Annotated in this window: 17 protein-coding genes; 13 read left to right on the forward strand and 4 right to left on the reverse strand. The window is 39.2% G+C overall.

From position 1 onward, the window contains the following. Window positions 1-13 precede the first annotated feature (13 nt). The 4 genes from modC to F607_RS0108925 all read left to right on the forward strand — a co-directional run bounded on the left by modC (window position 14) and on the right by F607_RS0108925 (window position 7,736). Entirely contained in the window at window positions 14-1,096 is a 1,083-nt protein-coding gene (gene modC / locus F607_RS0108910) for a molybdenum ABC transporter ATP-binding protein (protein WP_038290747.1), read from the forward strand. Window positions 1,097-1,146: 50 nt separating this feature from the next. Further along, window positions 1,147-2,160: a serine/threonine protein kinase gene (locus F607_RS0108915; RefSeq protein WP_027707815.1), complete on the forward strand. Its 1,014-nt coding sequence runs from the start codon at window positions 1,147-1,149 to the stop codon at window positions 2,158-2,160. Window positions 2,161-2,451: 291 nt separating this feature from the next. Next, window positions 2,452-6,078: a mechanosensitive channel MscK gene (locus F607_RS28860; RefSeq protein WP_051311183.1), complete on the forward strand. Its 3,627-nt coding sequence runs from the start codon at window positions 2,452-2,454 to the stop codon at window positions 6,076-6,078. Window positions 6,079-6,269: 191 nt separating this feature from the next. Continuing rightward, on the forward strand, window positions 6,270-7,736 hold the full coding sequence (locus F607_RS0108925) for a protein adenylyltransferase SelO (protein ID WP_027707816.1): 1,467 nt from the start codon (window positions 6,270-6,272) through the stop codon (window positions 7,734-7,736). A 219-nt stretch (window positions 7,737-7,955) separates the two neighbouring features. Here F607_RS0108925 and F607_RS0108930 read toward each other — a convergent pair whose 3' ends face one another. The 3 genes from F607_RS0108930 to F607_RS0108940 form a co-directional block, all read right to left on the reverse strand. Beyond that, on the reverse strand, window positions 7,956-8,606 hold the full coding sequence (locus F607_RS0108930; protein WP_027707817.1) for a hypothetical protein: 651 nt from the start codon (window positions 8,604-8,606) through the stop codon (window positions 7,956-7,958). Between the two features lie 810 nt (window positions 8,607-9,416). Further along, on the reverse strand, window positions 9,417-10,820 hold the full coding sequence (locus tag F607_RS0108935; protein WP_027707818.1) for a hypothetical protein: 1,404 nt from the start codon (window positions 10,818-10,820) through the stop codon (window positions 9,417-9,419). A 436-nt stretch (window positions 10,821-11,256) separates the two neighbouring features. Continuing rightward, on the reverse strand, window positions 11,257-11,847 hold the full coding sequence (locus F607_RS0108940) for an SIS domain-containing protein (protein ID WP_027707819.1): 591 nt from the start codon (window positions 11,845-11,847) through the stop codon (window positions 11,257-11,259). 2,091 nt (window positions 11,848-13,938) lie between these two features. Between F607_RS0108940 and F607_RS0108945 the strand changes: the two genes are divergently transcribed. The 3 genes from F607_RS0108945 (at window position 13,939) to F607_RS0108955 (ending at window position 16,047) form a co-directional block, all read left to right on the forward strand. Then, entirely contained in the window at window positions 13,939-14,427 is a 489-nt protein-coding gene (locus F607_RS0108945; RefSeq protein ID WP_027707820.1) for a hypothetical protein, read from the forward strand. 172 nt (window positions 14,428-14,599) lie between these two features. Then, the gene (locus tag F607_RS0108950) at window positions 14,600-15,028 is read left to right on the forward strand and encodes a hypothetical protein (RefSeq protein ID WP_027707821.1); all 429 of its coding nucleotides are present in this window, start codon (window positions 14,600-14,602) and stop codon (window positions 15,026-15,028) included. Between the two features lie 179 nt (window positions 15,029-15,207). Continuing rightward, entirely contained in the window at window positions 15,208-16,047 is an 840-nt protein-coding gene (locus F607_RS0108955) for a 23S rRNA (adenine(2030)-N(6))-methyltransferase RlmJ (RefSeq protein ID WP_027707822.1), read from the forward strand. A gap of 12 nt (window positions 16,048-16,059) precedes the next feature. Here F607_RS0108955 and F607_RS0108960 read toward each other — a convergent pair whose 3' ends face one another. Then, window positions 16,060-19,260, reverse strand: a complete 3,201-nt coding sequence (locus F607_RS0108960) for a hypothetical protein (protein ID WP_027707823.1) — start codon at window positions 19,258-19,260, stop codon at window positions 16,060-16,062. Between the two features lie 388 nt (window positions 19,261-19,648). Between F607_RS0108960 and F607_RS0108965 the strand changes: the two genes are divergently transcribed. The 6 genes from F607_RS0108965 to F607_RS0108990 form a co-directional block, all read left to right on the forward strand. Continuing rightward, window positions 19,649-20,518, forward strand: coding sequence for a nuclease-related domain-containing protein (locus F607_RS0108965; RefSeq protein WP_027707824.1), 870 nt, complete (start codon window positions 19,649-19,651; stop codon window positions 20,516-20,518). Between the two features lie 309 nt (window positions 20,519-20,827). After that, complete coding sequence (locus F607_RS0108970) at window positions 20,828-21,130, forward strand: PepSY domain-containing protein (protein WP_027707825.1); 303 nt, start codon at window positions 20,828-20,830, stop codon at window positions 21,128-21,130. Between the two features lie 157 nt (window positions 21,131-21,287). Beyond that, window positions 21,288-21,605: a PepSY domain-containing protein gene (locus F607_RS0108975; RefSeq protein ID WP_027707826.1), complete on the forward strand. Its 318-nt coding sequence runs from the start codon at window positions 21,288-21,290 to the stop codon at window positions 21,603-21,605. Between the two features lie 2 nt (window positions 21,606-21,607). Further along, entirely contained in the window at window positions 21,608-22,273 is a 666-nt protein-coding gene (locus F607_RS0108980) for a response regulator transcription factor (protein WP_027707827.1), read from the forward strand. Beyond that, entirely contained in the window at window positions 22,270-23,616 is a 1,347-nt protein-coding gene (locus F607_RS0108985; protein ID WP_027707828.1) for an ATP-binding protein, read from the forward strand. The genes F607_RS0108980 and F607_RS0108985 overlap by 4 nt, the downstream gene beginning before the upstream one ends. 271 nt (window positions 23,617-23,887) lie before the next feature. Beyond that, window positions 23,888-24,103, forward strand: a 216-nt coding sequence (locus F607_RS0108990) for a transposase (RefSeq protein WP_027707829.1), incomplete at its 3' end; no start/stop codon positions are given.

Here is a 24,103-nt window from a genome sequence, read left to right on the forward strand (position 1 = left end):
TAAACAACACATCATGCTGCAGTTAGATATTAAGCTAGATCACCAGCAAAATTTTACACTGGATTTGTCCTACACATTTCAGTCAGGTGGTATCACAGGAATTTTTGGGCCTTCAGGTAGTGGCAAGTCAACCTTGCTAAATTGCATAGCAGGACTAGAACCCGAGCTGAATGGTGCGGTTATTTATAACAACTGCTACTGGCATAACCAGCAACAAGCTTTAACCAAAAATTATCTGCGTGGTCTGGGTTATGTCTTTCAACAACCTCGCTTATTTCCACATTTAGACTGCCTGGCCAACCTGACCTTTAGCCAGCGCTGGCGATCTGGTATCAGCACTGGCTCACCTGATATTGATGAAGTAATTCATGAACTAGGCCTATCCCCCTTACTCAGCCTTTACCCAAACCAGCTTTCAGGAGGTCAACGACAAAAAGTAGCCCTAGGCCGGGCATTATTGAGTGCTGAATCTGTGCTGTTAATGGATGAACCCCTCTCGGCGGTCGACCAACAAAGTAAACAGCAAATTACCGCCTGGCTTTACCAGCTAAGCCAGCGCTGGCCCATTCCATGGCTTTATGTCAGTCATGAAATCAACGAGCTGTATCGCATTGCTCGAGAGCTTGTTGTGATGTCATCAGGACAAATCCAACTGGCTGGTGATCTACTTACATTGAGTCAACAAGCACATCAGTTTTTATCTTCCCCAGCAGATGCCGGGGCATTATTGGTTGGTACTGTCGTCAACCATGATGACCACTATGGTTTAACACAGCTGGATATTGGTCCCCAATCACTCTTGGTTGAGCGCCTACCGTTTAACTGTGGTTGTCCTATAAGACTGCAAGTGCCCGCACGTGATGTAAGCTTAAGCCTGGCCCGACCGGAAGGCAGCAGTATCCTAAATATTCTCCATGGAACTATCACTGAACTCACCCCACTAAGCAGCCACAGTGTACTTGTGCAGGTTACTTGTGGAGAACAACACATACTCTCGCGTATTACTCAAAAATCTAAAGACCAGCTGAAGTTATGCAATGGGATGCCTGTTTACTTACAAGTCAAAAGCATTGCTCTGCTGAACCAAACAGTTTAGTCTGCAGTCTTTGAAAGAGTCTGTATCAAAAGATTTTAAAGGGGTGGCTTATGCATAACGAAACTCAGGAAATCGCTACCAAAAACCACCCTTACGATACCCTAACCCCAGACTGTGTTCTTGATGCGGTTGAGTCACTTGGTTTTTTGAGTGATGGCCGAATCTTTCCCCTAAACAGCTATGAAAACCGTGTTTACCAAGTTGGTATAGAAGAACAGTCACCTGTTATTGTGAAGTTCTATCGCCCAGAGCGGTGGACAACCAATCAAATAAAAGAAGAACATCAATTTTTATTTGAGCTTAAAGAGCTGGAGATACCTGTCGTCTGCCCATGGCAAAACGCCGATGGACAAAGTCTTCACACTCATAATCACTTTGCTTTTGCGGTATTTCCCCGACAAGGAGGACACGCCCCAGAACTGGATAACATGGACAACTTAGTGATTCTGGGTCGAATGTTAGGCCGTATTCATCAGGTGGGACGCGTTAAAGCGTTTAGCCACCGCCCCAGCATTGATATCGCCAGTTTTGGTCAGGCAAGTTACCAATATCTCTTAAACTCAGACCTGCTACCCTACGAGTTAAAAACAGCTTACGAAACTCTGGGACGAGATCTTCTTGAGACACTAGAAAAGCAGTGGCCAACTCAAGGTATCGAGATACAACGTATTCATGGCGACTGTCACCCAGGGAATATTCTGTGGCGAGATGAGTTACCCCACTTTGTCGATTTTGACGACTGCCGATCAGGGCCTTGTATTCAAGACTTATGGATGTTGCTTTCAGGTGATCGTCACCAACAAATACAGCAACTTGATGAGATTCTCTCAGGCTATGAAGAATTTTCGAGCTTTAATCTAGCAGAGCTAAAATTGATAGAGCCTTTAAGAACCTTAAGAATCATGCATTATAGCGCTTGGCTTGCCCGCCGCTGGACTGACCCTGCATTTCCTAAAGCATTTCCTTGGTTTAATACTGCTCGATACTGGTCTGAACATATTCTAGAGTTACGCGAACAATTGGCCGCTTTACAAGAGCCACCTTTGGCCCTTTTTAGTAACTAGGGCCTAGAGCAATAAACTGGTGGGGTTGCTAAAACACAACATATTAGGGGACTATTTTGTTATAAGTTTGACTGTGTTATGAGTTCAACTTGGTTATAAATTTAACTTTAGCCCCACCTAAAAGCTGCATGACCGTTCAAGTTAATATGGCATAGCGCTATTAATATCTAAACAAGGTGCGATCAAAATAACAAAAATGTATTAGCCGCCTACTGTTGACCAATAACTCGTTTACAATACTACTCTTTTATTTTGACAGTTTTCGTAAACACAAAAAGAGCCTTATAAGTTATGAGCGCCCACCTTAAGCGATGTACTTTTGTGTCATTTAGAGTTTGGCTTTTTTTATTACTCAGCCTCTGTATTTTAAACTCTTTACCTAAAGCGATAGCAGAAGCCGCCTCGACAGATATTAAGCTTCCTTCCAAAGAGTTGATTAAAAAGTCTATAGACTCAATTGATCAAAAAAAACTAAGCTCTGAAGAGCAGGAAGCACTTCGTGATGTTCTACAAGACACATTACAAAAGCTTGAGCAAGTTGAGCAGGAAAAACAGCGTTTACATAACCTACGCCAGGAATATGCAGATATCCCACGGCAAATTAGGTCGTTAGAACAAGATGTTCGCAAGTTATCTATTCCCAAAAAAGCAGCTCTGCGAAAAAGCTATGAAAAACATGAGCTTGACCGTTTAGAGGATATTCTCAGCGAAAAACAAGCCGACCTATCTGATGTACAAAGTCAGCTGGATAGAAACAGTGACCTAATTACAATCACTCAAAAATTACCTGAGACGGCCCAGGCTGAAATGGCCGCCAACCAAAAGAAAACTGACACTCTGAATGACGAGCTTCGTAAACTACAAGGTAGTGAAAAACCACCAAAATTTGCCGAAGAAACAGAGCACTTTATTTTTTCTCAAATAGAACATCTTCGCCGAGAAAATTCTGTATTACGACTGAAAAAGCGCCATAGCAGTGAGTACTTGGGTTTGCTTAATGCCAAATCAGAACTACTTGGCAAACAAGCGAAGATTCTACAAAAAGAAATTAAGGTACTTGATGACTTAGTGATTACCAAGCGGCGGGCTGAAACTCAGAAAGTGCTCGATTCAGCATCTGAAGTAACTAAATCATCCGAAAATACGCACCCTATTTTAAAAAAACAAGCCAAAATTAATATACAGCTTAGTAAGTCACTGCTTCGAGTAACAGATAATTTAACGGAGTTAAACCGAAAGAACTCCGGAATCACTCAACAATTGCAGTTTATTAAACAAATCGGCCAGTCCATTGATCAGCAAACTGCGATCCTGAGCGACTCACCTGTATTAGGTAAATTTCTCCGCCAGCAAAAACAGGCGCTCCCCAAAATTCAACTACACAACGACCTGCCAGAACTCATTGCTAATTCACGTTTTGATCAGTTCCAAAATACCGAAAAGAAAAAAGAACTCAGTAAGGCCTATGTAGAGCAACTTCATACCAGTGCAATTGCTGATGTAGAAAAACAGTTATCAGAAGTCAGCAAGGCACTTGAAGAGCTAAAAGCACAACAATTACAGGAAGAAAAGAAACAGCAAGAGAGTCAACAAGAATCCACTCCCCCCCCAGAAGAACAGCCTGAAGCATCGGACAATACAGCCGAGAATGCTAAAGAAAAAGAGCCTGAAGAGCCATCAGCACCTTCAGAGCTTAGCCAGAAAATTGCTTCTCTGGAAAAGCAACAAAAGACGCTTACTGAAGATTTAAAGGTTATTAAAACCCTAAAACCCGAGTTGGAAAAGCTAATTCAGCTTCGTGAAAAATTACTGGATAACCTTATTTCTGAACAAAATAAACTTCTCAGTATCGCGATTACCCTACAACTGAACCAGCAAGAGCTTAAGAAAAACCGGGACGAGCTTGCTGCATCTTTGGAGAAACAACTTTTCTGGATTGCCAGTAACAAACCCATTGATACAAAGTGGTTTAAAAGCTTACCAAAACTTGCAAAAGTTGAATTTCGAGATATTAAAGGTAATCCGTGGGAGGTGTTTAGAGTAAACCTGATTGAACGCTGGCCACTGGCTATTTTATTTACATTATTACTGGTATTTACTGTACTTAGGTATCGTCCGCTTAAGGACTATCAGCAATGGCTGGCAGATAAAGTAGGTAAGGTACAGCGAGATGACCTCATGGTAAGCCCAAAGGGCATTGCTATCTCTGCTTTTCATGCCTTACCTGTTCCTCTCCTACTCATGTTTATAGGTGTCTTCCTAAAGCAAGAAGAAAACCGGGAGTTAATTGTACATGTACTCAGTGAAGGTCTTTCATCTTTAGCTATTGCTACCTTTGCCCTGGCTATGATGCATTATATGACTAAATCAAATGGCGTCTGTCAGACACACTTTAAGTGGTCAGAGGAGTTAACGTCCCACCTCAATAAAAATATTCGATTAATAGCCTTAGCGTTAATACCACTAGCATTTATTACACGTGTTTCTTCAGAACTGTTAGTCGAACTTGATCGTGAAATTATTGGGCAAATCCCTTTTATGATCGCCGCACTGGTTTTAAGTTTGGGCTTATTTCGTTTACTACAACCGCCGTTATACCTTTTTAAGTCAAAGGTGATTCACTATTTAATTGCTTACAGCATTATTATCACCCCCCTGGTTTTTGTGGTATTAACACTACTCGGCTATTTCTATACCGCACTAACCCTGCAACATCACTTTATCAATAGCTTCTACCTGGTTTCTGTTTGGGTACTGATACACGCGCTGATTGTCCGAAATCTGCATGTGGCAGCCCGTCGCTTAGCGTTTCAACGGGCCTTAGAAAAACGTGCAGCCAGTCGTGATCCTGAGCAAGCTCAAGAAACCTTCGAAGAACCTGTTATTGACATGGAGTCCATCAATAACCAATCGATTCGGTTAATTAATGCGACCATGCTGGCGTTGCTGGTTATAGCGTTCTATGCCATCTGGTCTAACCTGTTACCCGTTTTTGAGTATCTGGACACTATCAACCTGTGGGAATACCAATCTGAAATTGATGGCAAGCAAACCCTTATTCCGCTCAACCTGAGTGATGCATTGCTGTCCATAATTATCTTTGGTGTGTCATTAATTCTCAGCCAAAACCTACCCGGCTTGCTGGAAATCTCCTTGCTGTCAAAAATGAAGCTACGCCAAGGTACTTCATACGCTGTAACCACAATTGTGCGTTACTTTATAACCGGTGTGGGCACCGTCATGGCGCTCAGCACGCTGGGGTTAGAATGGAGCAAATTACAGTGGCTGGTTGCAGCTCTCAGTGTGGGCTTAGGTTTTGGCCTGCAAGAAATCTTTGCCAACTTTGTATCAGGCTTGATTATTCTATTTGAGCGTCCAGTCCGTATTGGGGATACCGTTACCATTGGTGAACAACATGGTAGTGTCTCCCGTATTCGCATTCGTGCCACAACAATTACTGATTGGGACAATAAAGAAATCATCATCCCAAATAAAGTGTTTGTCACCGATAGGTTGATCAACTGGAGCTTAAGCAGCCCTATTACACGTATCATCATCCGTGTCGGTGTTGCCTACGGTTCAGATCTGGAGAAAACCAAAGAGCTTCTGCTTAAAGCTGCTTATGAACATCCTAAAGTGCTTCACGACCCTGAACCTCAAGTGTTTTTCACCACATTTGGTGATAGTACACTTGATCATGAATTAAGAGTCCACGTACAAGAGCTGCGTGATCGACTACCAACCTCAGATGAGTTACTTAGAGCAATTGACCGAATGTTTAAAGCACATCATATTGAAATTGCTTTTCCACAACGGGATATTCATATTCGTAGCTTACCCGACAATAGTAAGTCTCCATTGGTTCAGCCTAAGCCAAGGGCCTCAGATGATGACACCGATGGAAGCGACAACGCTTAGTAGTTAAATTGCTTTTATCCCCAGAAGACAGTTGTCTTTTCTGGGGATAAACCCTACTTTTTCTTGGGTTCTATACGGCAGAAAAGCAGGTACACTACCGTTCAACTCTTTACCTTTTACCCACAAGCAGCTGCCCGCTGCGAAGCGGTATACTTTAAGTGAAGAGTATATGGATCAAGTAGGGTTAAGCCATGTATTCAACAAACGAGCTACCTTTTGATAACTCATTTGTAACATCTCTCTCTGAGAAAACCTTTTTTCAGCGAATCATTCCTACACCCCTGCAATCCACTCACCTAGTTAGCTTCAACCCCCAAGCAGCAGCATTAATTGACCTATCTCCCACTGAACAGTATCGCGCTGAGTTTATTAAAGCATTCAGTGGGCAGTCTCCCTTAACTCGGATGGACCCTATTGCCATGGTCTACTCCGGCCACCAATTTGGTAGTTACAATCCTCAGCTAGGTGATGGACGAGGTTTATTGCTGGGAGAAGTATTAAATAAACAGCAGGAACGATGGGATATTCATTTGAAAGGCGCAGGTCTTACGCCTTTTTCTCGTGATGGCGATGGCCGTGCAGTATTACGCTCAACAATACGGGAATATTTAGGGAGTGAAGCACTTTATCATTTGGGCATACCCAGCACCCGAGGACTATGTATTTTTGGCAGCGATGAAGCTGTTTATCGGGAAAAAGTAGAGTCTGGTGCAGCGCTTATTCGACTAGCCCAAAGTCATATACGTTTTGGAACATTTGAATACTTTTATTACACCCAACAACATGATGCACTAAAAAAGCTAGCCGATTATGTCATTCAACGACATTTTAGTGATGCCATAGAACAAGAATCTCCTTATGTTTATTTTTTCCATCAAGTTATTCGCAAAACAGCTGAATTAGTTGCTAAATGGCAAGCCTTTGGTTTTGCTCATGGTGTCATGAATACAGACAATATGTCGATTATTGGCGAGACTTTTGATTTTGGACCATTTGGTTTTTTGGATAATTTTGATGCCAGCTACATTTGTAATCACTCAGATTATCAGGGACGCTATGCCTTCAATCAGCAACCAAGTATTGCGTACTGGAATTGTAGCTGCTTGGGACAAACGTTATTACCTTTTGCCCAAGCAGAGGATATTAAATCCACTCTTAGCAAATTTCCTGACTATTTTTTTCAACACTACGATGCGCTAATCAAAAAAAAGTTAGGTTTTTTTGAAAAGAAAACCACTGACGAAAGTTTAATTACAGATTTATTTCAGTTATTACAAGATCAGCAGCCAGATTATACTCTATTCTTTCGTTATCTTAGTGACTACCAGCCCTATCAAGAACCCAAAAAACTCAAAACACTTTTTCACGATACAAAACAGTTTGATGAATGGATTACACGTTATGCAACACGCTTATTGACTGAAAAAACCAGTGAACAAAAACGCGTAAGTATAATGAAGTCAGTCAATCCCAAATACATTTTACGTAATTATTTAGCACAAACTGCTATTGAGAAAGCAGAACAAAAAGACTATGGTGAAATAGACAAGCTTCTTAAGATTTTATCCCGCCCATTTGACGAACAGCCTGAGTTTGAGGATTACGCAAAACAAGCTCCAGAATGGAGCAAAGCAATTCAAATCAGCTGCTCTTCTTAATCTTTGTTAAACAAAATTTTAAGCGTAAAGATATTAGTATTAACTTAATCAGCAACACAAGATATCTGACAACTGTGGTATTTAGCTAAGACAAACTTGCCAATAGCAGTATTATAAAGTTAAGTACAAAGTATTATTGATAAAACCAGCAGCTTTAATAGCTTTTTAGGAGAAAGTGGGGGAGCTTTTACGTGCCCCCACTTGTATGAGAGGGGCCACTTATGAACTTAAAGACTCATCTATAAATGCTTTAACATCTTGTGGCATACGACTAATTGCTGGTAACTGGAACTCATTATCTTCCAGAATAGCTACCTTAGTGCAACCAGTTCGGCAATCAAGGATGTTGAATTTAGCATTTTCAGGGTATTGGTCTGCGTCAGTTTCCTCAATTGGGAAAACTTTCCAATTACCATTAGAAGAAGTGTAAACAGGCTCTACTACAGCTTTTTCAACTTTGCTACTTGCTTTTACTTCATTAGTTGTTTCGGCAGTAGGCTCTTGATTTTCAGTTGCTTGCTTGGCTTTTTCAAGTTCCTGAGTCAAGCTCTGCACTTTCTCTTTATACTCAGAGACTTTTTTCTTAAGTAGCTGATTACCTTTCGTCAGCTCTTCATTTTTCTTTTTAAAATCAAGGTTTTTGCGTTTTAACTGGTCAGTGTTAGCTTGCTTGATTTTCTTTTGTAGCTGACAGACTTGATTATTAAGCTGTTTACTTTCCGCTTTAGCAGATTGAAGCTGTTTTTTTAATGATTCTACTTGTTTTTCAAAAGTTGTTAGTTTGTCCTCATAGGAGGAGCGAATGTCTTCCTCCACAGCCATTAGTTGTTCTAAACGTTCAATTTGCTCGAAATTAACAGTGTCTGTCATGATCTATGCCTAACTACTCCAATAGCAAATACTCTTTAAACATTAACATATACAGGAAAAGCTCCAAGTCGTTCTACCTGTATTATTTTCATTGCTTAACCATAAGTACTACGAACAGTAAACCCAATACCCTCAATGCACTATAAGCTATTACACTGAATAGCATATTCTCTGAATCCAAGGATTTATATTAGTAATCATGTTACTAGCTATGGTCCCAGCCACTCTATTAAAGCTATAAATAGCAGTATTCGCATGAGAAATAACGCAGTGGGAGGTATTACACTCAGTTAAATCTAGCTCAATAATATTCACTAGACTCAGGCGTTAAAGCTCATGCTTAAGCCTTATGGTTCAATAAAGGTGCTGATAATCCTTTTGGCTTGCTTCAGATTAGTCTATGTAGGGTCACCTCAAGTTTACACTGTTCAAACCGTACGCGCGGATTGTAATGACGTATACAGGTATCGTCAAATCAAATAGGCAAACCGTTGCAAGCTTTTCACCTAGCAGCAACGTATGCACTACACAATATAACCATTAATCCGGCGGGAAGGCTGGGCCAGGAATCTCCTTAAAGCTTCAGTCCAGATGGTAAGCATTACACTATTATGTTTTGATGTGAAAAATAGTAGCTTTATAAATGACTGGCCACTATACACTCAGTTTCACTATTTGCCAATACTCATTAGTAAGATTAAGACATTTCTCACGCTTACTAGGTATTTCACACTACAAAAAGACAAGCAATTTTGAACGATATCTCTCTGGCTAATTGCTAGCCTCTCACTTATTCAGCCAGCTTGCTTCTTATATGGATAAGGTTTTATCCATCAGCTTAACTTGCTCAACCCGGTAAACTAACCCTGACTTCCAGTAGAACGCATACAAATCGTTACCCACAACCAGCTCTACTATATTGCCTTTAGCATCACGCTTAATGTTTACCTCTTGTGTTTCAAGTCCTTGCTTAGCATCAAAATAGAAGAACGGTAATGCACCCTCTCCCTTTGAGTAAACATCAGTAAGAAATAACACGTGATGAAGAGGGTGGCGATTTCCGTGCTGCCAAGCGTTAATGGCAGACTGTAGAGACTTATAGCTATCAAAACTCCAGTACAATCCCATCATGACAAAAAACTCACTGGGATTATCGACAAAGTATCCCCTTTCACTGGGAGCGACGAGGTAATGCTGTGTATCAAGTCCTGCATCAGCAAGTAAGCCTTGTTTTCGCTTCTTTAACTCAACGTTACCTTGCACACTATACAAGTCAATCACTCGGCTAACCCCCTTAGCTAAGGCAATGTAGAAAGGATCCAAGTCAGCCATACCAGGAAGAATCGGGTCACTGGACTTATTGTCGATCACCACTCCTTGACCAGCGGTAGTCAGCTCAAAATGAGCGCCATTTTCTCTTTCTAGTCGTGCAGACAAAGCGATATACCGTAGATTATGTAAGCCCATAGGCAAGCTTTCCAAATAGTTGATAATCCACAGCTTCTGCTGATCACTTAACGCTTGCTGCTCCAACAATACAACACCATGCTGCAGCCAGAGACGCCTATGTTCTCCTGTTAGTGCAGCAGCATCCGCTAATGCCATGCGCTGCTCTACATTCAACGAAAATAAGTCAAGCGCATTAATAAGCAGCTGAGCATGCAAAACCCAATAGAAAGATTGCTCAATCTGGACATCATGTGCTGTCTTTAGCCAGCCCTTATAAAATCCATAAAGGGCTTTTTTCTGCTTTTTAGAAGCACTTTTAGAGTACAGGTTGAGAAACCTGGCCTGATTGAGTATTGAAGACTGTTTTTGGACGGATAACTGTACAAAATTCTTTGGCGTGTCACATAAACTCATTAGATTACGTTGAATCGCAGCGGCCAAAGCTGGGTTCACTTTCTTTTGAACATTGGGTAACGACCAGACAAACCCTAAGTAATCAAAGTACGTTCGCAACTGTTCAGTAAATGGCTGATTTTCAAAGTAATTAGTAAAGAATCTTTGAAAGTCATACCTCTCGTAACGAGGACTACGAAAGATTTTAAATGCTTTACTCGCGGCAGGCTGACTCCACTTTTGTGAGAGTACTGATAAACTTTGACTTAAGCTTATTTTATCCTGGGTATCAAGATCAGCCCAACTAAAAGGGGCAGTACAGCTAACAATCACAAAAATCGCTGCTCGAATGAACTGATTGTATCTGCACATACTAAATACCATCTAACCAAATAAGTACTGGCATAGCATAAAAAAAACTACTCCCAATGCCGTGACACTTTTCTGGTTTCGCTTAAATCAATTCATCAAATTGTAACTCTATGAAATGCAACGACTTGTTGTATATTATTTATTCGCAATAAAAGTGTGGATACAAACGCACATCGAAAAACTACAATGCGTTCCTTAGGTCGCTATTAGAGGGTATAGCAAAAGAGGGGGTAATCACTACGAAACAAATGGGAAGCACCTTGAGAAGCATGTAATTGCACAATCTTGCTCACTTAAGTGAGAGCAAATGCAGCTAATATCAGCATAATCAACCGCTCTCACCCAAAAACTTATCAATAGCAGCGCCCATCAACAATCTTGGGAGGAATGGGTATAGTAAGCAAGCCTCGGCTCCATAAGGCAAATATTGATAAGCTTACTCTTGGTAAAGGTGTGGGAACAACCTGCGTTCAACCAGCTCCATGAATATATGAATGACTTTTATATGCAGCTCTTGTACTCGGTCAGCAAAGCGCCCACCTGGCGTACAAATATCAAAATCCGCTAAATTACCCAAAGTAGAGTCAGGACGTCCTGTTAACGCAATGATTTTGACTTGCTTTTGTTTAGCAACTTCAGCAGCAGCAACAATATTTTTACTCGTACCACTGGTACTAATTGCTAATAAAATATCACCTGAACGCATATGACTTTGTACATAACGAGCAAAAATGTGTTCATAACCAAAATCGTTTGATACACAGCTAATGTGGCTTGGATCACTTATTGCTGTTGCAGCTAATCCTGGTCTATCTAATCGATAACGGCCAGATAATTCTTCAGCAAAGTGCATAGCATCACACATTGAGCCGCCATTACCACAACTATATATATGCCCGCCCTGACTGAGGGCTTCAGCTATAGTCTCTCCCGCCTTAGCAATTGTCTTCAGCATTTCTGTATTGTTCAGAAGTTGCGTTAATGCAGACTCAGCCTCTTGCAATGCAGCTAAAACATGTTGTTGCATAATGAATTGCCCTCGTAATGACAGCACAGTGTTTAACTTCAACTTGGCATGTAAGTCACTTGGTATATTTTATACCCCAAAAATGATTCGTGAAGGGTATACCAAAGACTGTATTAGCTCGTATAAGCAAGAGCTTATCTTGTCAGTCCATTGAGTACAATGCCTTTACCCGCTATGTTAAAAATAATTAACCTGAACCTAATTACCTATAATCAAGCAGATATACAAACATATTTGTATTGCTTTAACCGGCTTCGTTAATGAAATAAATTCATTAATTACGATTTAGCCTAGTTAAACACCTAAATTCAATATCTTCATCGCATTCATATCATATAAAAGCAGTAAGCAAAAAAGCATATTCAGAAAGAGTGTTTTCTATCCAGCAAGAGATATATAGAGCAGAGCTTTGAAAGGAATAGAGCACAAAAGAAAGTCAGGTTTGGCCTATGCAAACCTGACACACTCTAAGCTTAGTATAGTTATCTGTGACTTTTTATTATCTTGTGCAAGACTGATATAGTCCAATAACGTTTTCTTGATATAGCAGCGTAATGCAGCTACTAGTTGCTTATTCTACACGTTTAAACGTACATTGAAAACCAAAAATAAAAGCCCGGTAGTTAACCGGGCAAAAAATCAGTCCATCAGAAATTATTTTTGTTTAAGCAGTAGTTATGCGACTCAAATGATATCGCTTTATAAAAATAAATCAATCAAAAAAAAGCAAATAAAGTGATTTTTATCAAGATTCAATCAACTAATACATTGATAAAACAAAGGAATTTAATTTACTAACTTAAGACATAAAATTCACTAACTTAATGCAATTAATTCTTTAAGTGCTTAATAAATTCAAACACACAACTGATACAAATTATTAATATTTAATGAACAAATATTAACCATTTTTAACCACATCAAAATAAATTAGCTTTCTTAAGCTATTTCCAAAGAGTAATTACTAGATAAGGGTAACGAAATCTTGCTTTCTACCTTCACTCAGCAGTTCGTATTGGGCTAGAGAACAAACTAACCAACTGTATGAATCAAGTAATTGTTTAACAGTATCAAGAGACATGTCTCCTGACTCCCTATACCCAGACAAAGACTCATTACACTATAAGCTTACAATTCCTTCATAACAGATCTGGTGCCACAGAATTATGCTAGTGATTCATGCGTAAAAGAAAGTAATAACATCTTCCCTGTTTATTTTTGACGGCGTTCCTTTTTTTGGCTGCGTTACTTTTTTGACGCTGTTCCTTTTGTTGACATAGATCCACTATGATTTTTTTTACAGTCTTACACTTTGTTACAACGTTTCCAGTCAATCCTAACCTTGTCGTAGATCACTTTAAAAAATGACAAATTACCATTTCGCTAAACATGTACAAACTAGTGAGATGCCAATATCATTCAAACCGATTACCGTTACCTATATGTCTAAATAAATTTCTTGATTTAAGTTCTTTATTTGCACTATAAAATAAACAACCTTTGCTTTTAATTTCGCTTACTCTTACACCACTTTATTATTTTTATAAAAACAGTACTTTCTCGCCAACATAAAAGATAATATACCCTTCACGAATCATTTTTAGAGTTTGTTGTCAGCACTCCTCACCCCAGTCACTTATTAATATAAGCTCCGGGGGCTTCATCGCTTGACGGCCGCCTCTAAAAACCCTTCGTTTTGGGCATATAAAAATAGATCACTACAAAACAAACCCGCAAAACAACGTCAAAAATATAATAAAACTTTATTTCTTAAAGCTTACTTAATCCGCCAAACCCTACATACTCAAACAACCCTCATAGCAAGAAAAATTCTAAAAAATTTATTCTTATAGAGTGTGCATATAAATTTTGAAAAAACCTACTAATAATCATGAACTGTTTTCACAATAAAGAGGCATCGTCTACACTGACAATAAGCAAAGAAATTAATCACTTAACTAAATATGTAAAGTAAATCAGCCAGCATAACAGGATAGTCATGGTTACTATATTATGATTATGATGCCAATACAGGGAATGTGACCCAACAGCCTACATCTGTTCTTCATCAGCAAAGGAGAGGGTTCAGCAATGTTTCAGCTTAAATTCATCTCATTAGTGCTGTTTATCATTGGTTTCATCTCATTGCAAAACTATTATCAGATAAACTCAGTCTTAACCAAAGGCGAGCATATCTATGGCCAAATCAGCAAACTATATACAGACCAGCTTAGCCAACCTTGTTACTATAACTGTAACAACCAAGTAGAACATCTTCACACTCGATATTGGGTTCAATATCAATATCATGTTAACGGCAGACGTTATATAAGAGATACTCAATTATCTTTCTCCCCTTACCAGCAAGTCATTGAAGGTGACTATTTAGATGTCATCTTCGATAAGTATCAGCCTGCCGTTAGTTATTTGAACAATGAGCTGCTTGTTACTTCTTTACCCTATCAAAAGTCACTTGGAATCTTTCTTACTGCTCCTTTAATACTGATACTATTGTTTGAACTCTTTCAAGGCTGGTTAAAGATACACCGGTACCACCACAGACCACATATGACGGCATAGCCCAAAGTGCGTTGATACATTATTCGTCTAAGGTTCGATGTTATAAGGTGTATGGGTATAGAGTGAGAAGTTCTACACAAACCATTAACACAACATAGTTTATATATAAACTATCCTCTATATGTGTAGTCACAGGTATCTGACTTACCGTGATCGCAACTGAGGTAATAAAATGGGAATTGTCAAATACTTTGCTGCGTTAATAATTTGTCTTGCTTGTTCAGTAAGCGCACTAGCTCAAACGCCTCTCATCTTTAAATATGGCGATGAAACAGTCAAAGTTACACAGGCAGATGTTCAGGATGCTGCATTAAGAATAGGCATTAAAAAACAACTCTTTTTAAACCTCACATTGAAAGAACAAGCAAATCAAAATATGACCAAAACTGCATCAGAGCAAGCAGGCAAAAAACTGACGATACTATTTGGAAAAAATACGCTAGCTAAGGACATCCTTATTCCAGAATCTATTGAAGACTTTAACGATATGCAAATAGCATTACCAAAGAATAAAAATCTGGCTTACCAAATACTTGAAGCACTCTCACAAATAACACCACCAGCACCTGAACCTGCTAAAGAAGCAGAAGCCAAGCAATAATACGACAGTAATTACACTTTCAGGCTATCTGTTTTACCTTTGGATGTAACTTATATTCCCTAGCAGCCAAGCGCTATATGGTCATTTTTCTAGCAAGCACAATAGTATTACAGCACTCTCAAAACTCAACGATAAACAGTATATAATGCCTTCATCACTGACTTATGTAGGGCTCTATAGTGCTTAGCTACCGACACGCGTTTCATGCTGGAAACTTTGCTGATGTTTTAAAACACTCAGTGTTAAGCCTTTGTTTGGAACACTTAATCAAAAAAGATAAACCCTTTTTCTATCTGGATACTCACTCAGGTGCAGGAAGTTATTCACTCTCACAATCTAAAGCTCAACAGAACCAAGAATTCCAAAATGGTATTAGTCAACTTTGGCAGCTCACAACATTTCCTACAGAGTTACAGCCTTATCTTACCGCCATCCACGCGCTCAATTCTGGTAAGCGGCTAAAAACCTACCCTGGCTCTCCTTTACTGGTAAAGCAATACTTACGTGATCAGGACTATATGCGTCTTTATGAACTTCATCCTAAAGATCATGAAAAACTCAAAACACTTTTTAAAAAAATACAACATGTTCGTATTGAGCAAAGTGATGGTTTTGCAGCGTTAAAAAGTGCACTTCCACCACACATCAAAAGAGGTATAGTATTAATTGACCCATCTTATGAAGTAAAAACAGACTATCAGACAGCTACTAAACAGCTCATTGAAGGGTACAAACGTTTCAATACGGGTACTTTTTTACTCTGGTATCCTGTTGTACAACGCGGTCGAGTCAATTATATGGAACAACAACTCAGAAATAGCAAGGTCCGCAATATTCTGCAGGTTGAGCACTGTATAGCTCCTGACACCACTGAACACGGAATGACAGGAAGCGGGCTTTTTATTATCAACCCACCTTGGCAGCTTAACTCCCAGCTGGCAACACTATTACCATTTCTACAAGAAAAGCTAAGCCCACAGTATAACCGGACAATACATCGTTATTTAGTTCCTGAGTAACACAAACGTCTTTTAAGCCATCTGTTTAGCTTCATGAGGATAATCATCCAATACCTCATCATAAAACGCAGGAGGTAGTTTGCGCACAGCCAGCTGCTGTTGTAGCAAACAAAGCTGATCATTTTTTTCAGCCAGATGATGAGGTCCCAAAAAGTAAATCGCCTGACTTGTTTGCCCTACCAAGGAAAGCAGAAAATTTGGATATTCCTGTAACCAGTCCTCAAATAGCCCATTAATAGGAATCAACAGAACAAGAAACTCTGATTGACATTGATGGGCAGTCTGCAAACTACATATATACTGCTTAGCCCACTCATCTAACTTTTCTGTTGAAAGATTTATTTCTTGTCGAGAAAGATACTGGTGCCAAAGTAAAGGCTCAGCAATCCATTTTTGCAGTATCTCAACCTCATTTTGCCCCTGGCAAACGATATACATATCCGGTAATTGTTGCTCTTCTAAATAATGTGCCACTACAAACTGCAAAACGAGTTTTTGTTGTAAAGCAAAGCATTTCCTTTCGTCAAAATGATCTTCTAAATGAATCCACATACTTTGCCCAAAAGGTTTTGCTTTTTCAGACTGACTAAGGCACTGTAACTTAAACCATGATGGCAAGCTTTCTCGCCAAAAACACTGAAGCTCCTCTAAAAAATACCCTACATGCTGCAGTGGCATACTCAAACAGTATTCATCACTGTCGTTTTTATACACAACCTGTTTATTCTCTCTAGAATATCGATTTGCGATACTATAAGCACTTACACTTTGAGGTGACCAACATACATAATCTGCACCTACTGCATTCAATCCCAACACGTGATGTAACTCAGCAGGTATTGCTTGCATTGGAGTGGCCTCAAAAGGATTACCTAACAGCACAATACTTCTAGAACACCATATTGCTGATGCAGCAACTGCAGGAGAAAATGACTCACCATGATTAACCAACAACCAATCTATTTCTCCACGTCTTAAATACAACAATAAACTGTCTATATTATTATGTGGAGTAACTAACACAGGATTTAATACACCTAACAGCTGCCATACCGCAGTAAATACTTCTGGTTGAATTTCTTCTGCATAACCTTTTTTAATCGCATTGATAAGTAAAAGATTGTTAGCAACTAACTCATGTTCCACAAGCTCATTAATCCAAGCAGCATGCAATTGTAGTGCTGCCAAATAAAGCGCTGTCTGTTTAGTATTATACTGTTGACATAAACTCTCTTGAATATCACGAGGGTCTGGCAGCACTTCTAAGTTACAGTCCAGCTCACATCCTGCCAAAGCTGCAAAAAGAGCTATGTAATCTTCTTTAAGCTTTTTTTTCTGAAGCTTTTGAGTTTCAAGCTTAATATTAATTTTTGACATTTCTGGTGCCAGAGCATCATAACGTAACTGCACAAGACGCTTTTGTTTTTCTAGTTCTGTTGTTTGCTTTTCACAATTTAAAAGCTGCTGTTGTAACTCATCCAACTTGTCACGGTAGTCTTTCCACGCTTTCGGGTTATATATACGCGATAAATAGCTAGGTGCCTGCTGCTCAGTAATGATAAGTTGTTGCTTTAACCAACGAATGTAACTAAAGCTTTCTTCCAACTCTTTAGTTATCTGTTGTAGTGACTTTACAACAGACTGATACTGTTCTTGTTTCTGGCTTAAATCATTATTATTTTTTGTTTCATAATGGAGCGTTTCTTGCCCTAATTTTTCGTATAACTTAAATAGGCTATGAATATTATGACTAAGCGACTGACACTCACTATTTTTTTGTAAAAAATTTATTTTTGAGGTTTTGAAGCTATCAACTGCTTCAAGGTCATATCCTAGTTCGGCTGCACCCACTAACAGTTCAGACGCAGAAATACCCTTAATACCATAAAATTCTAGTAATTCACCTACTCCATTTTCTCTGCTTATTTTGCCAGGCAGCAACTGTTTTAACCAGTGTAACTTCACCTCATCTGAGCTGGGTAAATTGGCTGTCATCAGTGTATGATTGCTTAAAATACGTCTATCAAAACCAGCAATTGAGTATGTTTGACCATTAAATACAACTTGTTTTGTATGTGTGATAGTATTACGTGCGCTTGCAAACTCACTCAATACCTTTGCCTTTCGAACCAAAATATCTGCAACAGTATCCTGCCATAGTGAAAAGCCCTCAGTATTTATCACAGAACTGATACAAAATAGATTTTCTTTCAGTTTACCATCAAGCACTCTTGTTAATATTGGTTGTAAAGCTGGGTCATCAATATGGCTGCTTTTTCTTAGTCCTCTTGCACGATTCCGTAAAATTTCACCCAATACTTCCGTGTGTTCATTCCCGGCTTTTTCTTCTAATCGCACTGCGCTATAAGGCGCTGAATCTACTTGGCCAAAATAATCCAAGAAAGGCTGGTGGTTATAACGCTTTCTTACATGAGTGTATATTTCCGTTAGCGTAGCAAGTTGCGGATCATAAGCGATAGAAATCGGCTTATTAGTTGAAGAGAAAGCATACGCTCTGCTCAACCGCGGCAACTGTACTTTAGGGACTAGATATACAACATATTTACCCGTTGGCGCCACCCCAGCCCATTGCTGCAAAAGCCTCACCAGGCTCAATAGATGTGTATTATCTAATACTCCACTCGCTTGATCATACCATGTTGATAATCCATCAAGGAGATCTTGGTCAGCTTTCTCAAATGCATCCCACTGAAACTCATTAACTAAAATCGAACGTAATTGACCACAAGCCCAAGGCTGTGTACTTACCTGTAGATATGGCGAAGCTAATTGGCCATTTCCTGTTAATTGACAGCTGGCATAACAGTTTATGCCATCAAACATACCATGTTCTCGACGTATAAATCTGTCTAAAGAAGTATCCGCACAGGAAAATATTTCAGATACCTTGTTAAATAGATAACTCTTTTCATAGGGCAATAAAAGCAGCGTGTAGCCGCGCTGTGATTGATGCAGGCATTGTTCCTTTAATAACCAAGGAAGTTTAAAATCTGAACTTAACAGCATATCAAGCGTAATCGCTTGTAATGAGCCATTCTGTAGTATTTTCTGATCTAACTCGGAACCAGAAAAAAGTGCCAACTTACGCCAGTAGTTAATAATAGATAATACATGATCACGGCTATTTTCATTCACGCAATCTGTATAACAACCTACATCAGCACCTTGAAACCAGGGAACTATTCGTGCCATGCAACGCAACCTACACCATTACTACTAAACAAGACCTGCACTTTCACTTCACCTTTGGTATCGAGAATATGCACCTATATTCTCAACGAAGGGTATATAAATAAAGTTTTAGAAACTACTTTAGAAAGACAATATAAAACAAAATGCGTACAAGACTAAAGTTGTATTCATTTTGACCAGCAAAATTGCTAACTAAATCAATTAAATATATCAGCAATCATCTTAAACATAACAGCAAATGATCATTCCACTCGACCGTGTACTGTAGCTCTATCAAAATAATTTACAAGGCGTATAATTTTATGTGGTGAGATGCCAGATAAAAAGACTAGATAAACAGCTCTCGCAGAGTACCCAAGCAGGTTTAGTTAAGTAAAGTGGCAGTAGCATGATTATCAAAGCAGCAGATTCTATCCATGAGCACATACAGCAGCTAGAGTATATCCACAGCTTAGGGCTGAATAACATACAATCAAGACAAGTACAGATATGGCTTAAATCTTTAAAGCATGACTACCAAGTAGAGAAAAATAGTGCTTACTTTATTGATCACCACTTTAGCGATAACAAAGATTGGGCTGTCATCCACCAACTTCGTCTTTGGCAAGGCAGTTACCTTATACAGCCAAGCCATCTCCTGATTAACCGCCATTTACAATGCTTTTTCTTCAAATCCAAAAGCTTTCATCCAGGCTTAACGGTTACCAATGATGGTACTTTTCAAGTAGTATCCTCAAGAGGCTATAAAGTCATTGAATCCCCGCTTGCTCAAAATGCAAAACAAAAAGCTGCCCTCTGTAACTTTATTAGCAATAAGGGTATACGAGCACGCAAACTGTTCAAATCGTTGTCTCCAATATTTCTTGACGGTGTACTTGTACCCTCAAGCTCATTCATTCGTCGTCCACAACGCCCTCAACTTGATGTTGACCACATTATTCATGCTGACCAGGTTGCTGAATTTATCGATACCCAGCAGGCTTCCCTTCCGACAAGCAAAGATACAATCAGCAGTAAAAAACTTAAGCAATTTGCAGAAGCATTAGTATCGTACCACTCCCCAGTAAAGACAGATTACTTTCAGCGGCTGGGTATTGTCCCAATCAATGAAGTTAAAGCGGTCTCTACCAATCAATACCAGTGCGCAAAATGTAATACAGATATTAGTGAAACTGTTGCCCGCTTTTGTCTAAAGCACGTTCGGCGTTTTAAAGGAAAACAATACTGCTATAGCTGCCAGCAGTTTTATAGTGTTTAACAATCAGTCCTTATATACCCTTCGCGAATCAATTTTAGGGTTTGTTGCCTTCGCTCTTGACCACCAAGGATGGTGGGAATGCAGTTTATGCAGGAGCATTTAACTGCCACCCCAGTCACTTATTAATATAAGCTCCGGGGGCTTCATCGCTTGACGGCCGCCCCTAAAAATCCTTCGCTGTGAGTATAGTAATACTAACTTTTGATCTGTCGACAGAAACCTTAAGTGAACCTTAAAAGCCCAATTCAGCTTGAGTTAAGCTAAGATAGATATACTAAACCCATCAACTACCCACGATGGAGTTTAACGATGAAAACAACACTAATTGCCAGCTTAGTATCAGTACTTGCCTGCAGTCACGTTTTGGCTGACACTGACCTTAGCCCAACCCAAGCTAAGCAACTTGAAGAGCAAGGCATCATCAAACCCTTAGCGGTGTTACAGGCTCAAGCTTTAAAAACCAAGCCAGGAGAAATCATTCGCTCTGAATTGGAGCAAGACAATAGCCGTTACGAATATGAGTTCACGATTATCGATGCACAAAAAGCCTATTGGGAGTTAGAAGTGAATGCTCAAACTGGTGCAGTGACTAAAATGGAACTTGATGATTAACAATATACCCATAATCATCAGTGTATTATGAGAAAGGCTAACCCAGCCTTCTCTCTGTTTATTATTTAAGCTCCTTCAATATATTGCTAAAAAGTAAAATATTAATAACTATAATACGCCAAGGTATACACTATAAATTGGGCAGCATGGAGTCAAAATGAAGTTTACTACAGCAGCAGTCAAACTCAGCTTATGCTTCACTTGTCTATGCTTAGCCATTTCTGTTCACAGCGATGAAAACCTATCTCCAGAACAAGCCCAAGATTTACAAAAAAGAGGCATCATTTTACCGTTTAATCAATTATTAGCTATTGCACGCCAACAGCATCCAGGAAAACTCCTTGATGCTGAATTAGAGTATGATGATGGTTTCTACGAATATGAGTTTAAGATTCTTGATGAACAAGGCATCATCTGGGAGATTGAGCTTAATGCACAGACAGGTGAAATCACGGAAGTCGAAGAGGATGATTAAGCATGCGTATTTTGCTGGTTGACGATCAACAAACCCTGTTGGAGAGTACAGCAAAATCTCTGCAACAAGCTGGCTTCGTTGTTGATAGCTGTGAAAACGGTGTGGATGCATTACATCTTGGGCAAGAGGAAGACTATGCTGCAATTATTTTAGACTTAGGGTTACCAGATATTAATGGTTTAACAGTCCTCCGAGAATGGCGTAATAAAGGAAACAAAGTGCCTGTCATTATCCTCACCGCGCGAGGCGAGTGGTATGAGCGCGTTGAAGGATTAAAAGCAGGTGCAGATGATTACTTGGCTAAGCCATTTTATCAGGAAGAATTACTAGCCCGTCTAAATGCTGTTATTAGCCGCTATCATGGTCAAAACAGTAGTTCCCTTCAACACGGTCACATCAGTCTTGATGAAGAAAAGCAACAGCTTAACTTTCAAGGTAAAACCTATAATTTAACGGCAATGGAATTTAGGCTTTTGCGTTTTTTCATGTTAAACCCCAATAAAGTCCTCAGTAAACAACGACTGACTGAACAGCTTTACGCTTACGATGATGATAAAGACAGTAATGTCTTGGAAGTTTATATTGCTCATTTACGTCGAAAAATAGGCAAAGAAGCCATAGAAACTCGTCGTGGGCAGGGTTATATTTTTCGTGGAAATGCTTCATGAAATCCATCAGCCGTACACTGACATGGGGACTAGCTGGCTCTGTTATCTTATTATCGATTATCATAACCCTGCTCACATATTTAACACTTAATAATACCTATAAAACTTTTTTTAATACTCGGCTTAACAGTGAAATTGAATCACTTGTATCCACACTTGAGATTCAACAGCAAAAAATTGTTCTCGATGAGGATAAACTTAACCTCTACTACTCACATATTTATTCTGGGCACTATTTTATTATCAGTACCCACAATCAAAGAGTGCAATCCCGCTCTCTTTGGGATTTTTCATCTATCCCTCAACCCCAGTTAGCAGCAGGTAAACGATTGCGACGAGAAATTACCGGGCCAGATGACCAACAACTTATTCTTTTAAGTCAGGGATTTTCACAAAAAGGACTGCAGTTTACTATCACTGTGGCTGAAGATGTAAGTGTGCTCACGCACCATTTTCAAGTAGTAACCCTTAGTTTAGTTGCAGGACTTATTACTGTGTTAATCGTCTTAATTCTATTACAACAATGGCTCTTAAAGAAAAGTCTCAAGCCATTAGTCTCTCTTGCTACATCTATTCAATCATTAAAAAATGGTGAGCTTACTACATTATCAACCAGTCAAACCCCAAAGGAGTTAATTCCTCTGGTTGAAACGATTAACCAACTCTTGGAAAATACTGCAGCGCTATTAAGTCGTAGTCGTAATGCAACTGGTGATCTCGGGCACTCACTAAAAACACCTCTGGCGGTGATCCAGCAACTCGCTCAAACTGAGTTAAACGATCATCCTGTAAAGTCCCAACTACTTAAGCAAACCAATACCATTCGTGCGCTTACTGAACAAACTCTTACTAAAGCCAGACTGGCTGGCAATATATTACCAGGTGCACTATTCGACCCTCAAAATGACCTGATGGATCTAATACACAGCTTGGATACTATTTATCAACACAAACAAACTCGTATTGACTGGCAACCTCATCAGTGGCCAAATCGCCTGCATATTAACCGAGAAGATGCGCTGGAATTATTAGGTAACTTACTGGACAATGCCTGTAAATGGTCAAAATCAACGGTATTATTAAACATATCCACACAAGAAAATACATTCACAATAACTATTGATGATGATGGTCCTGGTATAGATGACGATCAACTGCACATGATCATTAAGCGAGGAAAGCGGTTGGATGAGCAAGTTGAAGGACATGGTTTAGGCTTAAATATTGTCGAAAATATAATTAAATACTATAAAGGAACAATAAACTTTAAAGGACATCATCCTTCTCTTGGAGGACTATCAGTCAGTATTAATTTGCCACAATCGCCGACAACTTACTCCTAAAACAATGTTTATATTAATAAAAAAACTGATTTTTATTGGACAATTGCAAGAAATAATCACAATGGTTTAGGGTACTGATTAAGGGAATAAAATCATCATTTTTGAACCAGAAAATAAACAAAAAAATCTATACCCAAAACAACAAGTGGTGAGTAAATTATGAAATATAAAAGCATAAGAACATTACTGCCTTACTATAAAGGAGACTGTAAAAGATTCTGTGTAACCGCCTACTCTTAATGTTAACAATGTATAAGGATAGGCCATTATGGTGACTCAAAAAGAACTCGAAGCCTTTGCTAAAAAAGCCGCCAAGGGCATTAAAACAGAAAAAGACCTCAATCAATTTGCACAAATGCTCAAAAAGGTCACGATTGAAACAGCTCTTAATACAGAGTTAGAAGAATACTTAAATGATAGCAAACAAGCCCAACCTACCGAAAAAAACAGTCGAAATGGCTACTCCTCAAAGCAGTTAAAAACGGAA

It is taken from the genome of Zooshikella ganghwensis DSM 15267 (genome assembly GCF_000428585.1).
In the GTDB taxonomy this organism is placed as follows: Bacteria; Pseudomonadota; Gammaproteobacteria; order Pseudomonadales; family Zooshikellaceae; genus Zooshikella; species Zooshikella ganghwensis.